This window comes from Tepidanaerobacter sp. GT38 (assembly GCF_021991635.1).
In the GTDB taxonomy this organism is placed as follows: Bacteria; Bacillota; Thermosediminibacteria; order Thermosediminibacterales; family Tepidanaerobacteraceae; genus DTU063.
In genome coordinates, this window is record NZ_JAFFJA010000023.1 from 21,635 (window position 1) to 42,728 (window position 21,094).

The window sequence follows — 21,094 nt, forward strand, 5'->3', positions numbered from 1 at the left end:
ACAAAGAGAGGTAGAAGTTTTTGTTTCTACCTCTCTTTATTATTGTCAATAAAACAGCTTTATAAATTATTGTGTCAAAGCCTCAAATCAGTTTATAAGTTTAAATTCACCACGTCTAATGAGGCGTTTTATCACTTTTGAAATATAAGGTATGACATAGTAGTCAAGACCGAAGGATCGACCTGCTCCTGCCAACATTACAATGGATACTACCAAGAACCACATATCACCGGAGCCTGAGATGATAAAGTTTAGATTCATGAATATTGACCCAAGTGCTGCTAGCACCGTGAATAAGCCGAGTATAAAGCATATTCCTAGGGCAATTTCACCTAGAGTTATCATTACCTGGAACAAATATGCGTTGGGGTAGATCACACTTTCCACAAAGTTCGCATACCACTCTGGTGTATTTGGTCCTATTGGGGCAGTAGAAGCTCCAGCTACTAGTTTATCGCCTGCTGAAAGCCATCCGCTGTTTACTTTATCAATTCCGGACATTAACCATTTGTAACCTAAGAAAATTCTTAAGATAGCTAACCACGCTGCGCTAGTGCTTACTCCGATATGCTTTATAACCGTTGGTTTATTCCTGGTCTTGCGGAAGAATTGACGGTCAATATAATCAAAGATAAATCCAAATCCACTAATTCCGAATAGATAATGGATATCTGCCAGGTGTTTCGTGGTAGATGCAAGAAAACCTTTAAGCTTTAATCCCATTACGTCAGCAATGCAGTATTCTGATCCAATGGAAACCATATTTCCATGCAGTTTAAGTTTTAAGGGTTTTTTAGATTTGTTATTGATTTCAGCTGCTATATTGTAGGCAGCACATTGTGCCGATTGAATTGCAGATTCCACCAGGCAAGGCATAACTTCTCCTGATTTGTTCTGGTAGTAGCAATTATCTCCAATGGCATAAATTCCTGGCTCACTAGTTTCCATAAATTCGTTGACAACAACTTTATTGCGCTTTCCGGTTTCAAGACCTATCTGACTTACTAATGAGTTAGCTTGCACACCACCAGTCCAAATTAGTGTTTTAGTGTTTATTGTTTCGCCTGATTTAAGTGTAATAGAGTTTGATGTAACATTCACAATACATGCATTAGTAAGTATTTGCACACCCTTTTTCTTTAAGTAATTAGTAGCGTTTTCAATCAGGCTGTCAGACATGGTTGGCAGGATTGTTGGCAGTGCTTCTACGACCATCAATGATACTTCACTTTTCTTTATATTGTAGTCGATGCAAAGGTCTTCAACCCATTCCACTAATTCACCTATCATTTCAATTCCAGTATAACCACCGCCGCCAACTACAAAGGTGAGATATTCTTTTCTCTTTTCCGTGTCTTCTTCTTTGCTGGCCATTTCAAACATATTTTCAATGTGATTTCTTATCTTTATAGCATCCTCATGAGACCATAATGTGAAAGCGTTTTCTTTCATTCCGGGGATATCAAAAAAGGCAGGTTCACTTCCGCAAGCCAGAATGAGGTAGTCAAAACTATATTCGTTGTCCGCACCATAAAGCTTGCGATTCTTTACATCGACTTTGTAAATTTCATCAACGACAAGTTTAACGCGAGTCTGGTCTAATGCAGCTTCCAGTGAATACAATATTCCGTCCTCTGGAATTCTGTTGCCGGCTATTTCATGTAACTGAGTTAAATAAACCTGGTGAGGTGTCTTGTTTATGAGTGTGATCTCTACATTTCTATTTTTTCTAAGAAGTTTATCAAGAGTTTGGGCAGCAGTAAGACCTCCAAAGCCACCTCCTAATACTACAATCTTTTTTTTCATTTCCATTTTGCTAGCCTCCCTAATAATTAATACTTGTCAGCACCTTCACAAACTGGTGCACAAAAATGTTTTATTTTTTACAAAAGGACAAACAGACTATAGACATTTTGTTCATATTCTTCTACAATAATTTTACAATATATTATATTCTATGACAAGATGTAAATTCCTGCTCCTCTACTTATAAAATAAGCATAAAATTAGAACAAATCAAGTGATTTATATCACACTTTGTATAAAAAAATTTACAAAAGAATATTTTAGGCAGGAGTTTTTGTTTTATTTGCAGAAATTAATTAGTAAACTAAAAGATGAAGCATTAGTACAATTAGATTTACGAACTAAACAAGGAGGGGTTAGCAACGGAGCCAGGTAAAATTTGGCTAAAAGTTTTAGTTACAGTTGCTGTAATTATAATAACCACAACAGCATGCATGCGCTCAAGTGAAGAAAAACCTGTGACGAAAACTAATTTTATGCTAGATACTCTAATTTCAATACAAGCTTTTGGGCCCAATGCTACAGATGCTATTAATAAAGCTTTTGAACGTATTGATGATATTGAAAAAAAGATGACCTCAAAAGCAGATTTTAGCGAAGTAATAAGCATCAATGAGATGGCAGGTCGGGATTTTTATAAAGTCAGCCCAGATACCTTTTTTGTCATAAAAAAAGGCCTTTATTTTTCGAACCTTTCAGAAGGCAAATTTGATATAACAGTAGGGCCTTTGGTTAAATTATGGGGTATAGGTACAGAACATGCCCGCGTGCCATCTAAAGCCGAAATCAGCAAAATTTTACCGCTGGTAGATTATAGGCAAATAGAACTTGACGAGAAAAATAATAGTGTGTTTTTAAAAAGGCCGGGAATGTCTATTGAGTTAGGAGGTATTGCGAAAGGGTATGCTGCCGATGAAGCAGTTAAAGTATTAAGACAAAATGGCGTAAAACATGGTACAGTGGACCTGGGAGGCAATATCATAGTAATTGGAACAAAACCCGATGGAAAGCTGTGGAAGATAGGCATACAAAATCCCTTTTTTAAAACACGGGGTAGTATTGTGGCAACCGTGGAAGTTGCAGATAAGACTTTGGTAACTTCTGGGCCTTACGAAAGATATATAGAAAAAGATGGAAAAATATATCATCATATTTTAGATACCCGTACGGGCTTTCCCGTTGAAAACGAGCTGATGAGTGTTACGATTATAGCGGAAAGTTCCATTGATGCTGATGCTTTATCTACGACTGTATTTGCAATGGGTCTTGAGGAAGGAATGGATTTTGTAGAAAGTATAGAAAATATAGATGCTATTTTTATAACAAAGGATTATAAAGTGTATACAACATCAGGGGTAGAGAATCTTAATTTTAAGATAGTTGATAAGCAGTTTGAATTGGGAAAAAACATATAAGATCATTCGGAAAAGAGCAGTTTAAGCAAAAATATTGTTAAAGTTTTAACAAAGATTTTGACAATAATATAACATTGTGATTAATTTCACTTTTTCTATTGTAAAAAGCATGTTATTGTGCTAGAATTGACTACGAAGGAGTGATTTATTAACATGTTTAAGAAATTTAAAATCCCGGATGCGACTATTGGCAGGTTGTCAATGTATTCCAGGTATTTATGGGAAGCAGATGAGAAAGGGAAAAATACTGTCTCTTCGCATGATATTGCGCAGGCTACCGGAGTCACTCCTGCTCAAGTTCGCAAAGATTTAGCCTATTTTGGTGAATTTGGCACAAGAGGTGTGGGATATAATTCTAAAGAGCTCTATAATTATATAATGAAGATTTTAGGTCTAGATAAACGCTGGTCAATTGCCATTGTTGGTGCTGGAAACCTTGGGAGAGCACTTTCGCAGTACAAAGGGTTTCAACAAAGAGGTTTTGATATAGCATGCATTTTTGATAACGACCCTAAAAAAATTGGGAAAAAGATAGCTAATATTGATATTTACTCACTGGATTTGTTAGAAGAGAAAGTTAAGGAGCTAAATATTGTTTTAGGGATAATAGCGGTTCCTGCACCGGCAGCTCAAGACGTAGCAGATAAACTCGTAAATGCAGGAATAAGAGGGATAATAAACTTTGCACCTGTAAATATCACAGTAAAGCAAAATATATTTGTAAGAAGAGTCGATTTAGCTGCTCAGTTAGAATATTTGACCTATTATCTGGAGGAAAGTCGATGAAGCTATCCAAAATAAAAGAGCTCCTTAATGCAGAAGTTTTATGGGGAAAAGAGTACTTAGACATTGAGGTTTTTAATGCATGTGGAGCAGATTTAATGAGTGATATTTTAGCTGATAATAAAGCTAATGCAATACTGCTTACCGGCTTAACTCACCGGCATATAATACAAACTACCGTTATGAGTGAATTTGCTGCAATTGTATTCGTCCGAGGCAAAATTCCTTCCAAGGATGTTATTGAACTTGCAAAAGAACAAAAAGTTCCCCTGCTTAAGACTGACTTTCCCCTTTTTGAATCCTGTGGGATTTTATATGAGGCAGGTCTCGGTCACAGTCAAGATAATAAAAAGGTTTTAGATGCTGCTTCTGGTAGAGAATCCGAAACACCTCAAGTTATGCGACTTACTTACGATATACTTGGCAATGATTTTAACAGTGCCGGTAAAGCTGCTGAACAGGCAAAGCGAGTGTTAAAACAAATAGGCATAGATTCAAGCATAATACGAAAGGTTTCTATTGCGGCCTATGAAGCAGAAATGAATATTGTTATACACGCTTATAAGGGGCAATTGATATTTAGCATAACTCCGAAGTATATTGAATTGACAGCTAAAGACGAAGGTCCTGGAATCCCTGATATAGAAAAAGCCATGGAAGAGGGTTATTCAACAGCTCCTGACAGAATAAGAGAATTGGGTTTTGGTGCCGGTATGGGATTGCCAAACATGAAGAAATTTTCCGATGTTTTTGAAATAGATTCTGTCGTCGGAAAAGGCACAGAAGTAAGAATGGTTATATACCTTTAGCATCAGTGAAAGCTGGTGAAGATATTTGGAACAATTATACCATTCGGTTACCCTTGATGTAAAAAAGTGCAAAGGCTGCACAAACTGCATAAAAGGGTGCCCTACTGAAGCTATAAGGGTAAGAAATGGTAGAGCATACATTTTAGAAAACAAATGCATAGATTGCGGTGAATGCATACGGGTATGTCCTAACAATGCCAAATATGCTTCAACTGACAGTATTTCTAGATTAAAAGATTTTAAATTTACTGTTGCCCTTCCTGCTCCCAGTCTTTTTGGGCAATTTAAAGAAGGCACTACCATAAAAAATATCGTATCTGCCCTTAATAAGCTTGGGTTTGATGAAGTCTATCAGGTTCCGCTAGCTGCAGAAGAAGTGTCTGTTGCTATACGTGAGTATATTAATAGGAATGGAGAAATACGACCTCTTATATCTTCTTCTTGTCCTGCTGTGGTCCGTTTAATACAAGTGCGCTTTCCTGAACTAATACGAAATATAATACCTATTAAAGCACCTATGGAGATAGCCGCAAAGCGTGCAAAAGAGATTTTGAGTAAAAAGTTGGGCTATTCTTTAGAAGAAATCGGAGTCTTTTTTATTAGCCCGTGCCCTGCTAAAGCTACATCAGTTAAGCGACCAATTGGTGCAAAAAGATCCTATGTAGATGGTGTGTTTTCCATTTCCGGTATATTCAGTGAAATAGTCAAAAATTTAGACGGTGAAGCTTTTCAATCAATTTTTGAAGATGCTTTAGGGCTTGGAATAGGTTGGGGCAGGTCAGGCGGAGAAAACATCGCCATAGGCGGGGATAATTATCTGGCCGTTGACGGAATTCAGAATTGCATAGAAGTATTGGAAGAAGTAGAAATGAACAAGCTTTCTGATGTGGATTATATTGAGTGCCAAGCATGTATTGGCGGTTGTATTGGCGGTGCCCTTACAGTTGAAAACCAATATATAGCTAGAGTTAAGTTAAGGAGATTATCTGAAAAAATAGGCTTTCAAAGCAATTTAAATACTGATTCCATAATAAAACAGTTTAATGAAGGATATTATCACCTGGAAGAAAAAATCCTTCCAAAGTCTGCATTTAAATTGGATGATGATTTGGTTGAAGCTATTCGAAAAATGGATCTATTGGAGAAAACTGTTAAAGATTTACCAGGCCTTGATTGTGGCAGTTGCGGTTCACCCAACTGCAGAGCCCTTGCAGAAGATATTGTGAAAGGTCAAGCAAATGAAACCGACTGTATATTTAAACTGAGGGACAAGGTTAAACAATTGGCTGCGGAAATGTTTGATTTGGCAAAAAAGATGCCTCCAACTATGGAATCTAAGGGGTAGGGGGTGAATACATGAAATTAAACGAAATTCAAGAACCTCTCAATCTAAAATTAGTTACTAAGGTGGTAAATACCGATAGAGTAATCCGAGGCGGATATGCTTCAGACCTTTTAAGCTGGGTTATGGCCCACGCCAAAGAACATGATGTTTGGGTAACTATTCAAAGTCATCAAAACATAGTAGCAGTGGCTTCCCTGCTTAATCTAGCAGCAATTATTGTAGCAGAAAATGCCAGCATTGATGAAAATACAATAAATAAAGCAGAACAAGAAAACATACCTATTTACTCCACCGATAAGTCCATATATGAGGTTTGTGGTATACTGTATAATCTTTTATCAAAGGAGTCAGGTTAATGCTCTTGGAATACCCCGCGGATTTTCACATTCATACATGTCTTTCCCCTTGTGCCAGTGATGAGATGACTCCCATAAACATATTAAACATGGCAAAAGTGATGGGGACTAAAATCTTAGGAATTTGTGACCACAATTCTGCGGGAAACATAAATGCAATGTTAAATATGGCGCAGGATTATGATATTCTGGTGATTCCCGGAATAGAAGTACAAAGCATTGAGGAAGTTCACTTGTTGTGCTTATTTGAAAGTGAAGATCAGGTCTTTAAGTTGCAGGAGTATATCTACAGCGCTTTGCCCCCTGTCAATAATAACCCCAGGCTTTTTGGGCATCAATGGCTTGTAGATGGCATAGGAAATATATTGGGTGAAGAGAACAGAATGCTGCTTACATCAACTTTTCTCACCGTAGATGAAATTGCACAAAAGGTACATGAATTACAAGGTTTACTGATCCCTGCACATGTTGACAAAAAACACTTTAGTATAATTGGTCAATTAGGCTTTATTCCTGAGAATTTAAAGGTAGATGCCGTAGAGTTTTCAAAGACAACTACAAAAGCAAATTTTGAAGCAACTTTTGATAACATTAATGAGTATACTTTAATAACATCTTCAGATGCACACTGTTTAGAAGATATGGTTTATCAAAAAACATTTTTTTTGTTAAAATCATTAAATTTTAAAGAAATTGTTATGGCTTTAAAAGGCTTGGAAGGGAGGAAGGTATTAATAAAAGATTAAAAGGAATAATTTGCACAACTTAGTGAAAAAGAAAACAATAACATATGAAGGAGAGGGATAAAATGGCAGTAGCATTAAATCAACAACAAGATTTTATCGAAAAACTCAATCAAATTAAAGATATGTTAAAAAAATACAAAGGTCAAAGAGGTGCCCTGCTTCAGGCTTTACAAGAGGCTCAGGGTATTATGGGGTATCTCCCAATAGAAGTTCAAAAATTAGTATCCGAAGCCTTGGGCGTTACCTTAAGTGAAGTTTACAGCACCATAACCTTTTATTCGTTTTTCAACCTAAAGCCCAGAGGAAAATATCATATTAGGGTATGCCTTGGAACGGCTTGCTATGTAAGAGGTGCTGAAAAGGTACTTGACAGATTAAAAACAGAATTGGGGATTGAGGTAGGCGATACCACCGATGATTTAAAATTCTCTCTTGATGCTTGCCGTTGCATAGGTGCCTGTGGTCTGGCCCCCGCTATTATAGTTAATGATGAGGTATACGGAAGATTAACTCCCGATAAGGTTCCGGAGGTCTTAAAAAAATTTGAATAGCTATGAAAGAACTTTCTTTACACATATTAGATATAGTCCAAAATTCTTTAGGAGCAAAAGCATCTCTTATTGAAATAGACATTGAAGAAGATATAAAAAATGATTTGCTAATAATTAAGATCAGAGATAACGGGTCTGGCATGGACCCTGATACAATTAAAAAAGTTATGGATCCATTTTTTACAACGCGAACGACCCGCAAGGTGGATTGGGAATACCATTATTTGCCCAGGCCGCTCAAAGCTGCGGGGGAGGTTTGAAAATCTATTCTAAGAAAGGCAAAGGAACTGAAATAGTTGCAAGCTTTACATTAAGTCATATAGACAGAGCACCTATAGGAAGCATGGCTGATACTATGGTTTCTCTGATCGCAGTGTGGCCTAATGTGGATTTTGTATACAAGCATTCTGTAGGAGATAGAGGATTTACATTAGACACCCGTGAAATCAAAAAAACACTTGAAGATGTGCCAATCAACAATCCAATGGTAATTGACTGGATTAAAGAGTTTGTAAATGAAAATCTAAAGGAAATTAATGGAGGTGCATAAAATGCCGGTGATTAAATCTATTGAAGAACTTAAAAAAATTCGCGATCAAGCAAAGGACGCGATAAATTTACGAGTTGATAATGACACAAAAACTCGCGTAGTTGTAGGTATGGGTACCTGTGGTATTGCAGCCGGTGCCAGGCAGGTAATGCTGGCCATATTAGATGAGCTTAAAAAGCGCAATATAACTAATGTTATAGTGACTGAAACCGGATGTATCGGCCTTTGTCAGTATGAACCCTTGGTGGATGTAATACAGCCGGGGCAGCCAAAAGTCACTTATGTAAATATGAATCCTGAAAAGGCGAGAGAGGTAGTAGTAAAGCACATTATCAATAACCAAGTTGTGGATGAGTATGTAGTCCCAAATATTTAATGAATAAATACGGGAGCTTGAGGAGGTTATGAAAATGGAAATATACAGGGCACATGTTTTAGTTTGCAAAGGTACAGGATGTGTCGCATCCGGTAGTGAACCTATCTTTGAGACTTTTCAGAAAGAGATCCAAAAGAAAGGGTTAGATAAAGAAGTAAAGGTCATTCAAACCGGTTGCTTAGGCCTTTGTGAACTAGGACCCAATATTTTGATTTATCCGGAAGGCAGCTATTACTGTCAAGTTAAGGCAGAAGATGTGCCGGAAATTGTTGAGGAACATTTATTAAAAGGCCGTGTAGTTCAGCGCCTTCTTTACAAAGAGCCGGATTCAAAGGAACGCTATCGCTCTTTAATGGACATTGATTTTTATAAACGCCAAAAACGTATTGCTTTAAGAAATTGCGGTGTCATCAATCCTGAAGTAATCGAAGAATACATCGCAAATGACGGTTATGCTGCTCTGGCAAAAGTACTGACTGAAATGACGCCTCAGGAAGTCATAGATGAGGTTAAAAAGTCTGGCCTCCGGGGTCGCGGCGGCGGAGGATTCCCCACAGGCATGAAATGGCAGTTTGCTGCAAATGCACAGGGCGATATCAAGTATGTAGTGTGCAATGCTGACGAAGGAGACCCCGGTGCATTTATGGACAGAAGCATATTGGAAGGCGACCCCCACTCGGTATTGGAAGCAATGACGATAGCAGGTTATGCCATTGGTGCCAGTGAAGGCTATATTTACGTAAGGGCTGAATACCCGATAGCCGTAAAGCGTCTGGAAATCGCTATAGAGCAGGCCAGAGACCATGGGCTGTTAGGCAAGAACATTCTTGGCACTGACTTTAGTTTTGACATCTTTCTAAGACTAGGCTCCGGAGCCTTTGTATGCGGCGAAGAAACAGCTTTGCTGGCTTCAATAGAAGGACGCCGCGGAGAGCCAAGGCCCAGGCCGCCTTTCCCAGCCAATAAAGGGCTATGGGGAAAACCAACTATTATTAATAATGTTGAGACATATGCCAACATACCTGAGATTATTCTCAAGGGTGCCGATTGGTTTTCTAAGATTGGTTCAGAAAAGAGCAAGGGCACAAAAGTTTTTGCTGTCGGTGGAAAGATTAACCATACTGGCCTTGTAGAGATTCCGATGGGAACCACGCTAAGAGAAGTCATATTTGATATTGGCGGTGGCATCCCCAACAACAAGAAATTCAAGGCTGTCCAAACAGGTGGCCCTTCAGGTGGTTGCATACCTGCAGAACTACTTGATATGCCAATAGAATATGATACATTGATTCAGGCAGGTTCCATGATGGGATCAGGCGGTATGATTGTTATGGATGAGGATACCTGTATGGTAGACATAGCTAAATTCTTCCTAACTTTCACTCAAGAAGAATCCTGCGGCAAATGTCCTCCATGCAGAATCGGAACCAAGCGCATGCTTGAAATCCTCGAAAGGATAACCAATGGTGAAGGTAGAGAGGGAGATATAGAGCTTCTGGAGAACCTTGCCAAAAGCATCAAAGCTTCCGCACTATGCGGTCTAGGGCAGACAGCTCCTAATCCGGTCTTGTCCACGTTAAGATATTTTAGAGATGAATATGAAGCCCACATTAGGGATAAAAAGTGTCCCGCTGGTGCATGTAAAGCATTGATACATTACGAGATAGTACCTGAAAAATGCAAAGGCTGTGGCGTGTGTACCAAGGTATGTCCTGTACAGGCCATCAGTGGTGAAAAACGACAGCCTCATGTCATCGATGTGGACAAATGCATAAAATGCAACAGCTGTTACGATAGATGCCCCTTTGGTGCAATTGTTAAAAAATAGTCAGAAGAAGGGAGAGGGAAACTATGGATATGGTGACATTAACTATAGATGGTATAAAAGTTGAAGCTCCAAAAAATGCAACAGTGCTTGAGGCTGCCAGAAAAGCAGGAATAAAGATCCCCACACTATGCTTCTTAAAGGGCGTAAACGAAATTGGAGCTTGCAGAATGTGTGTAGTGGAAGTTAAGGGTGCCAGGTCCCTTCAAACAGCCTGTGTTTTACCAGTTTCTGAAGGGATGGAGGTTATAACTAATTCTCCAGCAGTCAGAGAGGCCAGAAAAGTAACCTTGGAATTGTTACTTTCTGATCATAACTTAGAATGTCCTACCTGTGTAAGAAATCTAAATTGTGAACTTCAAAAGCTATCAGAGGAATTGGGTATACAGTCAATAAGGTATCCTGGACAAAAAAGCAAGGCACAATATGATGACTTTTCACCTTCAATAGTAAGAGATACATCTAAGTGCGTGCTGTGCCGGCGTTGTGTGAGCACATGCCATAAAGTACAGGGCGTAGGTGTTATTTCACCTAACTATCGAGGCTTTGATACAGTTATAGCACCGGTATTTGACATGAGTCTAAATGAAGTGCCATGTGTCAACTGCGGTCAATGTATATTAGCTTGCCCTGTAGGTGCTTTAAAAGAAAAAGATGACACCCATAAAGTGTGGCAGGCTTTGGCAGATCCCGATAAGCATGTTGTAGTCCAAATTGCTCCTGCAGTTAGAGTATCATTAGGAGAGGAATTTGGTGGAGAACGTGGAGGTATCGTTACAAAGAAGATACCTGCTGCGTTAAGGCGATTGGGCTTTGACAAGGTCTTTGATACTGACTTTTCCGCCGATCTTACCATAATGGAAGAAGGCTCGGAGTTCCTGGATAGGCTTCAAAATGGCGGCAAACTTCCACTTATAACTTCATGCAGCCCCGGCTGGATCAAGTTCTGCGAACACTACTATCCCGAACTTCTTGACAATCTGTCAACGTGCAAATCTCCACAGCAAATGTTTGGGGCTCTCGTAAAGACATATTATGCAGAAAAAATGGGAATTGATCCATCAAAGATCTTTTCAGTTTCAATAATGCCCTGCACTGCTAAGAAATACGAATGCCAGCGGCCTGAGATGTTCTCCAGTGGATACCAGGATGTAGACGTAGTTCTTACCACTCGAGAACTTTCCAGGATGCTTAAAGAAGCAGGAATTGATTTGAGAAATCTGCCAGATGAAGAATTCGACGAGCCTCTCGGAATATCTACAGGAGCCGGTGTTATCTTCGGTGCAACCGGAGGCGTTATGGAAGCTGCTTTACGAACCGTTTACGAACTTGTGACGAACAAGGAATTGGAAAACATCGATTTTACAGAAGTTCGCGGAGTTGAAGGTGTAAAAGAGGCAACCATCGATGTAGATGGTACTAAAGTAAACGTAGCAGTTGCCCATGGATTGGCCAATGCACGTAAAGTTCTAGATAAGGTAAAAAATGGTGAAGCCAACTACCATTTCATCGAAATAATGTGCTGCCCAGGTGGTTGTGTCGGTGGCGGCGGTCAGCCTATTCTAAGTGCAAATGAGCGCTGGGAAGTTGACTATAGAGAGGCGAGAGGCAAAGCCATTTACGAGGTCGACCGCAATATGAAATTGAGAAAATCTCATGAGAATCCAGCAGTACAAACACTGTATAAAGAATATCTTGGCAAACCTCTTGGAGAAAAATCTCATAAACTACTTCATACCCACTATACAGAGCGCAAGCTGTATTAGTATTTGCGCATAAATTAAGGTAATCTTGCAGCAGTAGTGGCTAAAAAAGCTGCTACTGCTGTTTTTTGGATTAAATAAAATTTTCACGAATTATTGAATGCAAAGGAGATTTATAATATAATATAACAAACAAATTATTTTTTTAACAAAGTTTGTGAAAAAAATAACACAGGAGGCTGTTCAATGGGCAATTTTTTAACGCCGAAAGAAATCGCAAAAACATATGATGAAATATCGGTTAATAAAGCAAGAAATTCTGTTGGCAATCTAATTATTTTAGGCATTTTAGCTGGTATTTATATATCATTTGCGGGTTTTGCTTCTCAGATGATATCCCATGCCATAGATAATCCAGGTTTAGCTAAGTTTGCCAGCGGAGCGGTTTTTCCGGTGGGACTGATGTTAGTTGTTATGGCAGGAGCGGAACTTTTTACAGGCAATAATCTCATGGTAATTGGCGCAATGGATAAAAAAATAAGCTTTGGTGAGCTTTTTAGAAACTGGATAATTGTATACCTTTCAAATTTTGTAGGCGCCATATTATTTGCTTTTTTAATCAGCCAAAGCGGACTTTTGGATACAAACAGCGGCCTTTTGGGTGCTATGGTTATTAAAACGGCGGTAAATAAAGTTTCCATACCATTTGGACAAGCATTTGTTCGAGGAATTTTGTGCAACATCCTTGTTGTTCTGGCCGTATGGATGGCTACAGCTGCTAAAGATATAGTGGGAAAAGTTTTTGCGTGTTGGTTTCCAATAATGCTGTTTGTAATGTCAGGTTTTGAGCACTCCATTGCAAATATGTATTTCATACCTGCAGGTATTTTTGTCAGTTCCAATTCTACTTATATCACTGCCGGCAAAATTCATGCTGAAGCCCTAGCTAAATTAAATATTGGAGGACTTTTTGGAAATTTGATTCCAGTGACACTTGGCAATATAATAGGTGGGGCATTAGTAATAGGAATGGCCTATTGGTATGTTTACAGGCATACGGATAAAAAATTTGACGGCACAATAAATCAGTAAACATTTAAGTTAAGCCCAGGAAATTCTGGGCTTTCCTAAAACGTCGCAAGTCTTTTCTTAAATTTACTCCTTAAATAGGTAAGAAATCTTATAGATTTATTGGTATAATATTTGTGGTATAGATCTTATGTTCTAGAAACTATGCCTAATTAAGTGAAGCAACTATTTAAGGAGGGAGCACTATGAAGTTTGTCAGATTTAGAAAAGATAATTCCTGCAGTTATGGTTTGCTTGAGGATGATAAAGTCAAGAAAATCGAGGGTGATATATTTAAGGACTATGAGATTACCAATTGCTGTTACGATATAAATGATGTGGAAGTTTTAGTTCCTTGCCAGCCTTCAAAGATAGTATGTGTTGGTTTAAACTATAAGGGCCATGTCCAGGAAGTTAATAAGGCTCTTCCTGAAGAGCCTGTTATATTCCTGAAGCCTCCTTCAGCAGCATTGCCACACAAGGGAAAGATCGTAAAACCTGCAATTTCTAGTAGAGTTGATTATGAAGGCGAAGTGGGATTAGTGATAGGAAAGCCAGCGAAGAATATTAGACCAGAAGAGGCTTATTCTTATATATTGGGTGCAACTTGCTTCAATGATGTTACAGCCCGGGACCTTCAGAGCAAGGACGGTCAATGGACTAGATCCAAATCTTTTGATACATTTGCACCTTTTGGGCCATGCATAGCAACCGATTTGAATTATGATAATCTGTCTATCGAGCTTTTATTAAATGGTGAAGTTAAACAAAAGTCTAATACCTCAGATTTAATTTTTAATGTAGGTCAACTTGTCAGTTTTATCAGCCAAGTTATGGTTTTAATGCCTGGTGATGTGATTGCTACTGGAACACCTTCTGGTATTGGGCCTATGAGTTCAGGAGATACCGTACAGGTTAAAGTGGAAGGTGTGGGTGTTTTGGAGAACTATGTAATATAGTGAGGAAATATTTTCATCTGTTATTATACGAATTACAACTAATCTTGTGTCTGATGAGAAGTAATCTCCTTCTTGGCAAGAATCAAATAACCAAGCGAAGAAGGAGTTTTTTATGTAACAAGAAAAGAATTAAGACAGCATATCTTTTGAAGAAGAAGTAATGTGCAATAATTGGCTATATGGAACTTATTAGCATTTAATTAATGCCAATAGATTATTAAAACGTTAAAATGAGCTTATCAGCTATATTTGATGCTTGCTATATTTAAAAAAAATTAAATCCACATTACAAATCGCTTTGAAACTATGTATAGAATGAAATTAGTTTTTATTGTATAATAAAAGAAGAAAAGCTTGTATAGTGTATACAATTTTTAATTTACCAAGAAGTATAAAAGGTTTTTTACGATTTATGTCGAAGTATTTCTAGGTCAGTTCAAAAGGAGAGGTGAAACGATGCTTAAAACCTTCAAAGGAGGCATACATCCTCCATATAACAAGGATCTTACTAACTCCAAACCCATTGAAAAAGCTACCCTGCCAAAGAAGGTAATAATCCCGATGGGGATGCATATAGGTGCTCCCAGCGAACCTATAGTCAAAGTAGGGGATATGGTAAAAAAGGGCCAAAAGATAGGTGAAGCAAAGAGTTTCGTATCAGTGCCAGTTCATGCGAGTATTTCGGGGAAAGTAACTGCTGTCGAACCAAGACCTTGGCCTGGTGGAGGTTTAATGATGTCTGTAGTTATCGAATCCGATGGAAAGGATGAGCTGGATTATTCGATAACACCGCCGAAGCCTCTTAGTCAGCTTTCTCCGGATGAGATAAAGAATCTTATTCGTGAAGCTGGAATTACGGGACTTGGTGGAGCAGGTTTTCCGACACAAGTCAAACTGTCTTTCCCGCCGGAGAAGAACGTTGATACAATTATTATTAATGCTGCGGAATGTGAACCTTATATTACAGCAGATCACAGGCTTTTACTGGAGCGACCAGATGATGTAGTTCTAGGAATTGAGGCAATTATGAAGGCAACCGGTATTAAACGGGCCTTTATTGGAATAGAAGACAATAAGCTTGATGCTGTAGAATCAATTAAAAAAACCATTAAAGACAAAGAAGGAATCGAAGTTGTTGTTCTTGCCACCAAATATCCACAAGGTGGTGAAAAGCAGCTTATTAAGGCTGTTACCGGCCGAGAAGTTCCCTCGGGGGGACTGCCAATGGATGCAGGAGTTATCGTAAACAATGCCGGAACATGTGCAGCGATTGCCAATACATTAAAAACCGGATTACCCCTTATTGAAAGGATAACTACAGTAACCGGTTCGGGAATAAAGGAACCTAAAAATCTTTTAATAAGGATTGGCACTCCTTTAATAGATATAATCGAGCAGTGTGGAGGTTTTAAAGGCACACCTGGCAAAGTTTTGATGGGTGGCCCCATGATGGGGCTTGCACAATCAACACTAGATGTGCCAGCTATTAAAGGGACTTCAGGGCTTTTAGTTTTGGAGAAGCACGATTTGCATTTATTTGAACCATCGCCCTGTATTAAATGTGCCAGGTGTGTCGACGCCTGTCCCATAAATCTTTTGCCAACTACCATTGCTAAATTTGCCCAAAAAAATATGTGGAATGAAGCAGAACTTTATCACGCAATGGATTGTGTAGAATGCGGCTGCTGCTCTTACGTTTGCCCTGCACATATACCGCTTACTCAGCATATTAGGATTGCCAAAAGTCATATTATAGCTTTGAGAAGACAAAAATAATCGGCAACTTTTAGCAGAAAGCTACTATGTAGATTGGAGGTACTCATGGATGGATGATTACATTTTGATAACTACATCATCTCCTCATATACATTCAGGAGAAAGCATTTCGAGAATTATGTTCAGCGTAGCTATAGCGTTACTACTGCCGACTTTTGCAGGCATATATTTTTTTGGTTTTAGAGCCTTAGGCCTTGTTATAGTAACAAGTATTGCGGCTATTTTAACAGAGGCTATATTTCAAAGACTTAGAAATAAGCCTATAACAATATCAGATGGCAGTGCGTTGGTTACGGGGATGCTGCTTGCATTAAATCTGCCGCCGGGATTGCCCTATTGGATGGCAGTAGTAGGAGCGGTGGTGGCAATATCTCTAGGTAAACAGATTTATGGCGGACTAGGAGCAAATCCCTTTAATCCGGCTCTCATAGGAAGAGTATTCCTGATGATAACATTTACAACTCCCATGACAACCTGGATAAACCCAGTTGACGGCACTACCAGGGCAACTCCACTTGCACTAATGAAAATGGAAGGCATATCAACAGATTATGTGAAGCTTTTCTTCGGGAATGTAGGTGGTTCTCTAGGAGAAACTTCTGCTTTTCTTATTATTATAGGAGGCTTGTATCTCATCTATAAAGGATATGTGGATTGGTGCATACCGGCAAGCTATCTTGGCAGTGTTGCAATCTTATCAGCGATTTTAGGTCAAGACCCTGTTTTTCATCTATTATCCGGAGGATTAATGCTCGGGGCGTTTTTTATGGCAACAGATATGGTAACAACACCCCTTAGCAGGCTTGGCAAAATGATTTTTGGCATAGGTGCAGGTTTTTTTACGGTTTTGATTAGATTATATGGGGGTTATCCTGAAGGTGTGTCATTTTCAATACTTCTGATGAATGCCTTTACCCCATTGATAAACAGATTTACAGTGCCCAAGATCTATGGGGAGGTGAAATCCAGATGAACCAGTATGCCAGAATGATTATAGTGCTGATGATTATTTCTATGGCATCTGGAGCGGTGCTTGCCCTATCTTATGAAGTTACAAATCCTACAATTCAAGAGCAGGCAAGGCAAAAGTTGGAACAATCTGTGCTTATTGTAATACCAGGGGCAACCCAGATGGAAGAAATTCAAAAAGACGATATTACCATATATATAGGATTGGATGATGAGGGAAACAAAAAGGGAATTGCATTTAAGACGGCAGGTTCGGGATTTAACGGACCGATTGAAATAATGGTAGGTTACGATCCTAAAGAAGGTAAATTGTTAGGAATAGAAATCCTGTCAATGAGTGAAACCCCTGGTCTTGGAGCGAGAATACAGGAGGAGGCTTTCAAAGACCAATTTAAAGGAAAATCCGTTGAAGATGAATTTGTGGCAAAACAAGATGTAGAGGCTATTTCAGGTGCAACTATTTCTTCCACGGCTGTGGCAAGTGCAATTAAGACTTCACTGGAGAAGGTAGTTGAAATATTTCCCGTGGGAGGCGATTATTAATCATGCAGTTATTTAAAGATTTTATAAACGGCCTTTGGAATGAAAACCCAATTTTTAGGATGGTTATTGGTATTTGTTCGGCACTTGCCGTAACTACTGCTGCCAGCAATGGCATAGCAATGGGCTTGGCGCTGACTTTTGTTTTGACATGTTCCAGTATATTGGTTTCACTTCTTAGGAGCGTAATTCCTGCGAAGGTAAGAATACCATGTTATATCATCGTAGTTGCGACATTTACTACAGTTGTTGACCTTTTCATGAAGGCATATTTTCCTGCACTGTATGAAGTTTTGGGGATATTTATTCCGCTAATCGTAGTTAATTGTATTGTACTTGCTCGAGCTGAAGCCTTTGCCTCAAAAGTTGGTTTGGCAAGAGCTATAGCAGATGCTTTAGGTATGGGCTTAGGGTATACATGGGCTATTACCTTAATAAGTATGATACGCGAACTGATGGGAGCAGGCACTTTATTTGGGTACAGAGTAATGGGAGAAGGCTTTACTCCATGGGTTAGTGCCATTTTGCCTCCCGGTGCTTTTATTGTGATGGGAATTCTCGTAGGATTAATAAATGTAATAAACAGAAAAACAGCAAAACGTACTCAATGCCATTGAAAGGGTGTGAGAACAATTGGCGAAGGAATTGTTTTTTATAATAATTGGAGCGGTGTTTGTAAATAACTTTGTTTTGTCAAGATTCTTAGGTCAATGTCCTTTCTTGGGTGTTTCCAGCAAAACCGAAACTGCTGTAGGTATGGGTATGGCTACAACTTTTGTTTTAACAATGACAGCAGTAGCCGCTTATTTCTTGCAAAATTATGTACTTGCGCCTTATGGCCTAGAACCCTTTTTACAGATAGTATCATTTATCTTGGTTATTGCTTCACTAGTGCAATTGGTTGAAATGGTAGTTTTAAAAATTAGCCCGGCTTTATATAATGCCTTTGGAATTTTTCTACCTTTAATTACTACTAACTGTATAGTAATGGGTGCAGCTCTTTTGATTCCAATGTATAAATATAATCTCATAAAAAGCATAGCTCTAGGCTTGGGGGCAGGTTTGGGATTTACATTGGCTTTAGTGCTGATGTCTGGTATCCGCGAAGAAATGGAGTTTCATGATGTGCCTGAGGCTTTAAAAGGGCCGGCAATAGTTTTTATTACGGCAGGGCTGCTTTCTATGATATTTTTAGGATTTACAGGGCTCGTTCCTTTAGGGTAATTACAGGAGGTGAATGAGATGGCAAATATTATACTAACTTCCCTGCTAAGTATGGGTGGCTTAGGTCTGGTTTTAGGCGGAGGCCTTGCCATTGCATCTAAAAAGCTAGCTGTTGAAACAGACCCTAGGGCAGATGCGATAGTTGAAGCTTTACCTGGAGCCAACTGTGGTGCATGCGGGTATCCAGGGTGTTCGGGATTGTCTAAAGCAATTGTAGAAGGTAAAGCCCCAATCAATGCGTGCCCGGTTGGAGGTGCAAAAGTTGCGGCCAAAATTGCCGAAATCATGGGAGTTTCTGATACAGGCAGTGCCGATGACAAAAAAATAGCGCGAGTTTTGTGCCAAGGTGATAAATCCAAAGCTAAGAATAAATCTGAGTATCATGGCGTAATGACATGTAAAGCCGCATCTATGGTAAACGGTGGGCCTAAAGGCTGCGCTTTTGCTTGTATAGGTTTTGGTGACTGTGTGAAAGTTTGTCCCGTAAATGCTATTACTATGGGGGAAAATGGGCTGCCAATTATAGATGAAGAAAAATGCACCGGTTGCAATCTCTGTGTCAAGACATGTCCCAAAATGGTCATAGCGTTGACACCTGGCAAAAATGAAGTTCACGTGCGCTGCAGAGCAACCATGAAGGGAAAAGACACTAGAGCCGTGTGCAGCATCGGATGCATAGCCTGCAAGCAGTGTGAAAAAGTATGCCCGTTTGATGCTATACATGTTAAGGATAATGTGGCAGTAATAGACTATGACAAATGCCGCAACTGCATGCTCTGTGTGGAAAAATGCCCAACTAAATCAATAACGGCAGCATTTCCTACCCGTAAAAAAGCAGTTATTATAGAAGAAAAATGTATCGGCTGTACGCTTTGTGCAAAAAGCTGTCCGGTAAATGCTATCACCGGTGAAGTAAAGAAGGTCCATGTGGTCAATCAGGAATTATGTATCGGTTGCGGCATCTGCATTGAAAAATGCCGCAAAGATGCAATAAAAATGGTGCGAGAGACTCAAGGAAAATGCGATTCATGTGAAGCTTGTGCAGCATCTAAATAATAGAAAGCCTTCGGCTTTGCCGAAGGCTTTCTTAATTTATATAGAAGCTTTAATTTTAAAAAACATGTTTTGGTTTATCCATATATTCTTTTACAAGCATTAAAGCTTCCCCAAAGCGCTGAAAATGAACGATTTCCCTTTCCCTTAAAAAGGCCAAAGTGGCGATTACTCCCGGGTCGTCTGTCAGGCTAATTAGGTGTTCATAGGTTGCTCTCGCCTTTTGTTCGGCAGCCAAGTTTTCATGTAAATCAGCTATGGGGTCTCCCGTTGCTTGTATATATGCTGCTGTCCATGGCACTCCTGCGGCATCATGGGGATAAAGGGCATTGTCGTGCTGTGCAAAATGATCACCTAAGCCGGCTCTCCTCATCTGTTCAGGTGTTGCACCATCAGTCAGCTTATATATCAATGTTCCAATAATTTCCCAATGGGCTAATTCTTCAGTTCCAATATCTGTAAGTAAGGCTTTTGCTTGCGGTATGGGCATTGTATAGCGCTGGGTCAGATACCTTATAGAAGCTGATAGCTCGCTATCAGGGCCTCCATACTGTGCGAAAAGAAATTTGGCCATGCCCAAGTCTGTCCGTGCCACGTTGGCTGGATATTGCAACTTTTTCACATAGTACCACATATAAATCCCTCCTCAATATCTTATTTCCCATGGCCATGGATTGTTTATATATTGATACGGAAATTCCGATACAGAATCGAGAATTAGAGGCCCATATTTTCGTTCAAACATCTCTCTAAGCTGACGAGACTTCATTGCAAAGTTATTGTGATCTTCCAATGCCCTTCGGTCGTTTGGATGAGTATCCAAGAACAGTGCAAGTTCATATACAACAAAGTCCACAGCCATGATTTCTTTTAATAGGTCCACCATGTCCTTTGAATACATTAAAATCACCTCTCTCAACTTATAATTCAGCTCTTACTCTGTATGGTCTATAAAGTTCAGGAAACAACGTTCCGTTCATCAATGCTGTTCTTGGGTCAAAAATTTTGCCGTAGCTTTGGAACGGAATATATGCTTCTCCCAGTCTATATTCAACAGATAAGTTTTGCATTTTGACTTCATTTTCTGAATTTGACATTACAACCCCTCCTCGATAAATACATAAAGCAAGATAAACATTAGGTTTTTACTAGTATATTATGTAAGCATCATGTTTTCGGTGCTAAATTTAGGAAAATGTGATAAAATGATAAGTAAATACTTTATTAATCTATTAAGTTA

22 protein-coding genes and 1 pseudogene are annotated in these 21,094 nt (G+C 39.1%); 19 read left to right on the top strand and 4 right to left on the bottom strand.

Annotated features, from left to right (window positions below; translation table 11 throughout):
- Positions 1-87: 87 nt before the first annotated feature.
- Positions 88-1,812: an FAD-dependent oxidoreductase gene (locus JT739_RS04575; RefSeq protein WP_237659921.1), complete on the bottom strand. Its 1,725-nt coding sequence runs from the start codon at positions 1,810-1,812 to the stop codon at positions 88-90.
- A gap of 428 nt (positions 1,813-2,240) precedes the next feature.
- On the opposite strand from JT739_RS04575, the gene JT739_RS04580 reads away from it, so the two are divergent.
- The 19 genes and pseudogenes from JT739_RS04580 to rnfB all read left to right on the top strand — a co-directional run bounded on the left by JT739_RS04580 (position 2,241) and on the right by rnfB (position 19,857).
- Positions 2,241-3,221, top strand: a complete 981-nt coding sequence (locus JT739_RS04580; RefSeq protein ID WP_370642578.1) for an FAD:protein FMN transferase — start codon at positions 2,241-2,243, stop codon at positions 3,219-3,221.
- A 153-nt stretch (positions 3,222-3,374) separates the two neighbouring features.
- Positions 3,375-4,007 (top strand): redox-sensing transcriptional repressor Rex, encoded by a 633-nt coding sequence (locus JT739_RS04585; protein WP_237659923.1) that lies wholly within the window; start codon positions 3,375-3,377, stop codon positions 4,005-4,007.
- On the top strand, positions 4,004-4,813 hold the full coding sequence (locus tag JT739_RS04590; RefSeq protein WP_237659924.1) for an ATP-binding protein: 810 nt from the start codon (positions 4,004-4,006) through the stop codon (positions 4,811-4,813). The genes JT739_RS04585 and JT739_RS04590 overlap by 4 nt, the downstream gene beginning before the upstream one ends.
- A gap of 25 nt (positions 4,814-4,838) precedes the next feature.
- The gene (locus JT739_RS04595) at positions 4,839-6,158 is read left to right on the top strand and encodes a [Fe-Fe] hydrogenase large subunit C-terminal domain-containing protein (RefSeq protein WP_237659925.1); all 1,320 of its coding nucleotides are present in this window, start codon (positions 4,839-4,841) and stop codon (positions 6,156-6,158) included.
- Between the two features lie 11 nt (positions 6,159-6,169).
- The gene (locus JT739_RS04600; RefSeq protein WP_237659926.1) at positions 6,170-6,514 is read left to right on the top strand and encodes an AraC family transcriptional regulator; all 345 of its coding nucleotides are present in this window, start codon (positions 6,170-6,172) and stop codon (positions 6,512-6,514) included.
- Positions 6,514-7,260, top strand: a complete 747-nt coding sequence (locus tag JT739_RS04605) for a PHP domain-containing protein (protein WP_237659927.1) — start codon at positions 6,514-6,516, stop codon at positions 7,258-7,260. The genes JT739_RS04600 and JT739_RS04605 overlap by 1 nt, the downstream gene beginning before the upstream one ends.
- A 62-nt stretch (positions 7,261-7,322) precedes the next feature.
- Positions 7,323-7,811, top strand: coding sequence for an NAD(P)H-dependent oxidoreductase subunit E (locus tag JT739_RS04610; RefSeq protein WP_237659928.1), 489 nt, complete (start codon positions 7,323-7,325; stop codon positions 7,809-7,811).
- A gap of 2 nt (positions 7,812-7,813) precedes the next feature.
- Positions 7,814-8,361: pseudogene (locus JT739_RS12885) on the top strand (ATP-binding protein).
- Between the two features lies 1 nt (position 8,362).
- On the top strand, positions 8,363-8,737 hold the full coding sequence (locus JT739_RS04625) for a ferredoxin (RefSeq protein WP_237659931.1): 375 nt from the start codon (positions 8,363-8,365) through the stop codon (positions 8,735-8,737).
- 34 nt (positions 8,738-8,771) lie between these two features.
- On the top strand, positions 8,772-10,565 hold the full coding sequence (gene nuoF, locus JT739_RS04630; protein WP_237659932.1) for an NADH-quinone oxidoreductase subunit NuoF: 1,794 nt from the start codon (positions 8,772-8,774) through the stop codon (positions 10,563-10,565).
- A 23-nt stretch (positions 10,566-10,588) separates the two neighbouring features.
- Positions 10,589-12,328 (top strand): NADH-dependent [FeFe] hydrogenase, group A6, encoded by a 1,740-nt coding sequence (locus tag JT739_RS04635; RefSeq protein WP_237659933.1) that lies wholly within the window; start codon positions 10,589-10,591, stop codon positions 12,326-12,328.
- A gap of 183 nt (positions 12,329-12,511) precedes the next feature.
- Positions 12,512-13,357: a formate/nitrite transporter family protein gene (locus JT739_RS04640; protein ID WP_237659934.1), complete on the top strand. Its 846-nt coding sequence runs from the start codon at positions 12,512-12,514 to the stop codon at positions 13,355-13,357.
- A 182-nt stretch (positions 13,358-13,539) separates the two neighbouring features.
- Positions 13,540-14,292, top strand: a complete 753-nt coding sequence (locus JT739_RS04645) for a fumarylacetoacetate hydrolase family protein (protein ID WP_237659935.1) — start codon at positions 13,540-13,542, stop codon at positions 14,290-14,292.
- A 456-nt stretch (positions 14,293-14,748) separates the two neighbouring features.
- Entirely contained in the window at positions 14,749-16,068 is a 1,320-nt protein-coding gene (gene rsxC, locus JT739_RS04650) for an electron transport complex subunit RsxC (protein WP_237659936.1), read from the top strand.
- A gap of 49 nt (positions 16,069-16,117) precedes the next feature.
- Positions 16,118-17,041, top strand: coding sequence for an RnfABCDGE type electron transport complex subunit D (locus tag JT739_RS04655; protein WP_237659937.1), 924 nt, complete (start codon positions 16,118-16,120; stop codon positions 17,039-17,041).
- Complete coding sequence (locus tag JT739_RS04660; RefSeq protein ID WP_237659938.1) at positions 17,038-17,580, top strand: RnfABCDGE type electron transport complex subunit G; 543 nt, start codon at positions 17,038-17,040, stop codon at positions 17,578-17,580. Before JT739_RS04655 ends, JT739_RS04660 begins: the two co-directional genes overlap by 4 nt.
- Positions 17,581-17,582: 2 nt before the next feature.
- Positions 17,583-18,194 (top strand): electron transport complex subunit RsxE, encoded by a 612-nt coding sequence (gene rsxE, locus JT739_RS04665; RefSeq protein ID WP_237659939.1) that lies wholly within the window; start codon positions 17,583-17,585, stop codon positions 18,192-18,194.
- A gap of 16 nt (positions 18,195-18,210) precedes the next feature.
- Complete coding sequence (locus JT739_RS04670; RefSeq protein WP_237659940.1) at positions 18,211-18,801, top strand: electron transport complex protein RnfA; 591 nt, start codon at positions 18,211-18,213, stop codon at positions 18,799-18,801.
- A gap of 18 nt (positions 18,802-18,819) precedes the next feature.
- Positions 18,820-19,857, top strand: coding sequence for an RnfABCDGE type electron transport complex subunit B (rnfB, locus tag JT739_RS04675; protein WP_237659941.1), 1,038 nt, complete (start codon positions 18,820-18,822; stop codon positions 19,855-19,857).
- Between the two features lie 55 nt (positions 19,858-19,912).
- Here the strand turns inward: rnfB and JT739_RS04680 are convergent, their stop codons facing one another.
- The 3 genes from JT739_RS04680 to JT739_RS04690 are packed head-to-tail and all read right to left on the bottom strand — an operon-like array spanning position 19,913 to position 20,951.
- Entirely contained in the window at positions 19,913-20,488 is a 576-nt protein-coding gene (locus JT739_RS04680; protein ID WP_237659942.1) for a manganese catalase family protein, read from the bottom strand.
- Positions 20,489-20,500: 12 nt separating this feature from the next.
- Positions 20,501-20,755 carry a spore coat protein CotJB gene (locus tag JT739_RS04685; RefSeq protein ID WP_237659943.1) on the bottom strand — a complete coding sequence of 85 codons (255 nt, stop codon included), beginning with the start codon at positions 20,753-20,755 and terminating at the stop codon, positions 20,501-20,503.
- A gap of 19 nt (positions 20,756-20,774) precedes the next feature.
- Positions 20,775-20,951 carry a spore coat associated protein CotJA gene (locus tag JT739_RS04690; RefSeq protein ID WP_237659944.1) on the bottom strand — a complete coding sequence of 59 codons (177 nt, stop codon included), beginning with the start codon at positions 20,949-20,951 and terminating at the stop codon, positions 20,775-20,777.
- Positions 20,952-21,094: the final 143 nt, after the last annotated feature.